Origin of the sequence: Winogradskyella ouciana (genome assembly GCF_009709615.1) — a bacterium.
GTDB classification, from domain to species: Bacteria; Bacteroidota; Bacteroidia; order Flavobacteriales; family Flavobacteriaceae; genus Winogradskyella; species Winogradskyella ouciana.
The window spans coordinates 1-3,099 of record NZ_WJYA01000014.1 but is presented as its reverse complement, the minus strand read 5'-3'; the positions used below and the strand labels follow the sequence as shown (position 1 = coordinate 3,099).

Here is a 3,099-nt window from a genome sequence, read left to right as displayed (position 1 = left end):
CGCACTTTTTATGGAAATGAACTGCCGCCCACAACACAAACGCGTCGCTAACGGGGCGCAAATATAGAACACCTTTTCTTTATAGCAAGGACTTTTTGGGAAATATTTTTAAAGTATTTTTAGTTAGCTTATTTCGAGGTGATTATGAATGGAGTATTGTTTCAACTAATAGAATTAGTTGGCAGTATGTGCTTATAAGAAGAAGTCCCAAACTAATCCAAAGCGAATAGTAAAGTCTCTATAAGGGTGATTAGGAGCGGAAAAATAATCATAACCTGTAAATGCAGAATTAAAATGCTCTGCTTTTAGGAAAATTCTTGTTTGTCTAATTTTGGCATTAATAAAGAAATCTAGTCGAGGAAATGCTCCTACCTCAGTTTGATTTTGTGTGTAGAACTCTGCAAGAAGTGGATCATAGCCATTCATATTGCATTTAGTAAAGTAGTTTAAGGTTACCCCAGTTTGCAATGTCATTGCCTTTTTAAAAAGCTGATTAGAATAATAAAGAGTGTTTCTTGTAATTAAATTAGGGACATTTAGAACCTCTTCATCGCTGACTACATTTTGATACATTATTGTATTATCTAAAGCAAAATTACCTAACCGAAATTCTTTTTGAACCTTAAGTCTCAAATACTGTAAAGACTCATTATACTGTTCTGGCTTAATAATTTTATTTTTATCAATGGTCGTGTCTAAATTAAAATAAGTGTAATTTTCTATATTCGAAATATCGAATGATGCATTTAGGAATTTTTCTGAAACGATATTGAATCTTAATTGTTGTGAATTAATATTTCTGAAGTTTGAGTAATTATGCCAGTTATAGTTAATATAATCACTTTGATACAATAAATAATTATAATTTGGAAGTCTTGAGCTTACATTGATTCCTCCATTTACCTCCATATCCTCATTCAATTCCACGGCTAACTTAACATCAAAATAACTTCCTACAAATTCTTCAGAAAAATTAATTTTAGCATCACCTTCGAGTTTTATTGAGTTTATTGTTTTCTTAAATGAAGCATTTGCACCTAAGAAGTTTGCTTTTATTCTATTTGGAATTATTACATCCGATAATAGAACAACACTATCATACCCATAGTTTATGTCTGAATAGAAAACCCCAAACTGCAGGTTTCCAAGGATATTATTGTAATAGTCTATTTTGAAGCTTGAATTAAAATGCTCTAAGGTTACCTTATCATTTATATTGTTAGTGAATGAGTTTCCAAAATAATCATTAGAAGGTGAGTCTTGATAATATTGATAATACTTATCTTCAAAAAATGTTTCGTTTACTATAGATAAATAATTATTGGATGAGTCATTCTTTTTGATTATATCATAAGAATGATTAATAAAGAATCTCTTCCCTACTAAAATATTTTCTGCATTTTCTATATTCATATCAAAAACAGATCTATCTATAAAATCCTCATCACCAGATATAAAATTCTCTAAATCCTCATCTAATAAACCACCATTCTCTTGATTCAACAAATCTTGCATTACAATATGTACTTTGGCGTTATACTTCTTATTCATGGTACTATAATTTGAGGTAAAACGAAAATTACCTGAACTTGTTAAAGCGTTTTGATAATTACCTAAAGATCTCAACCCTTTGTAGGCAATCGAAAAGTTAAATTGCTTTGACAGATTTACTGCAAAAAAAGCATCTAGCATCTGTCCTTGTTCAAATGCAGTCTTATACGTTAGTCGAGTCCATGGAGTTGGTACTTCATAATATTTAATGTCATCATCTTCATAGTAATTAAAATGCCTTGCTCTCGCACCGAACAAAGGTTTGGTTTCTTTAGAATTGAAATTATAACTAAGTGTATTATATGTTTGGCCAACATTTGCAAATGGCATTAATCCAAAGTTGTCTTTTTGAAGATAGTTAAATTTATAATCCTTCTTTATTGACAATGTAGTATCGACTACAACCGTATCGACCTCAGTATTAAACTGCAAGTACATATCTATAGAAGCTAAATTTTTAAACCCTTTTGATCTTTTCACGTCAGATGTGTCATTTTCAAAAGGGTTTTCTCTATTGACAACATTTCCTTTATTCAACTTTGTTTGACCGTAAATATCGTTATAGAAAAAGATTAAAGAAAAAAATAACAGGCATCTGAAGTATGACATAAAAAACTTTATATAACTAAACAGTTATTATATGAATATATTTTACGGTAAAAATAAATAATAAAAAAAGATCTACGTTAATAACGCAGATCTTTTAAACTTATTTAGAAACAGATAAATCTGTCTACTTATGGCAATGTAAATGATGTTGTTTCACTAGCACCAAAAGAACCACCTGAAGCAAGAACTGTTGTTCCAAGATTCAGTGTATATGATCCATTACCATATGCACAGCAAATACCATCACCGAAAGAATCAAATATAGTGAATTCATAAGTACCATTATCCAAACAGAAAGTTGTTGAGAAGCTACCTCCGGTGTAACCATCACCTGAGAATAACACTGAACCACCTTGAGTGATTTCCCAACTAGTTTCTCCTGCATAATCATCAAAATTGATTAATAGAGAAACTTCATTAGTAGGACAAACTTGAGTTACATTTAATGTAATTGGCCCGCTTGTAAACGCTTCTGTTGTAGAAGCCAATGCTAAAACCAAAGTTTCGCCACCTGCACTAATATTGGTATCACTAATCTGTACCGTAAGAGCTCCTTCATTAGAACCCCCTGGAATTGTTACTGAAGAAGGCACAGTATATGCCGCTGGATCTAAGGATGAAGCATCCGTGTCCACAACAACACTAAACGTTCTATCAGAACCGGTAATGTTACCAGCATAAACTTTGATGTCGTTAGTTGAAGAACTACCGATATCTACACCAAAGGCAAATGAGGTATCTTCAAAAGTAACATAATTAACACTATTACCTGTAGCATCTTCATCGCAACTGTAAGCAGTTGCAATGAAAATACCAAGTATTATATAATTTAAAATTTTCTTCATGAGATAAGTCTTGATTTAGTTAATTAATTTTGTTCGTTAATGAAAACGTTACTTTGAATTTCCAATTCAGGGATTTCAAAAGTTAAACGCTCAT

General features: G+C 31.3%; 2 protein-coding genes. Both read right to left on the bottom strand.

What is annotated here, in order from left to right; translation table 11 throughout:
* Positions 1-192 precede the first annotated feature (192 nt).
* The gene (locus F1003_RS15455) at positions 193-2,088 is read right to left on the bottom strand and encodes a putative porin (RefSeq protein WP_235898404.1); all 1,896 of its coding nucleotides are present in this window, start codon (positions 2,086-2,088) and stop codon (positions 193-195) included.
* Between the two features lie 200 nt (positions 2,089-2,288).
* Positions 2,289-3,005 (bottom strand): DUF1735 domain-containing protein, encoded by a 717-nt coding sequence (locus tag F1003_RS15450; RefSeq protein WP_155090338.1) that lies wholly within the window; start codon positions 3,003-3,005, stop codon positions 2,289-2,291.
* Positions 3,006-3,099 lie beyond the last annotated feature (94 nt).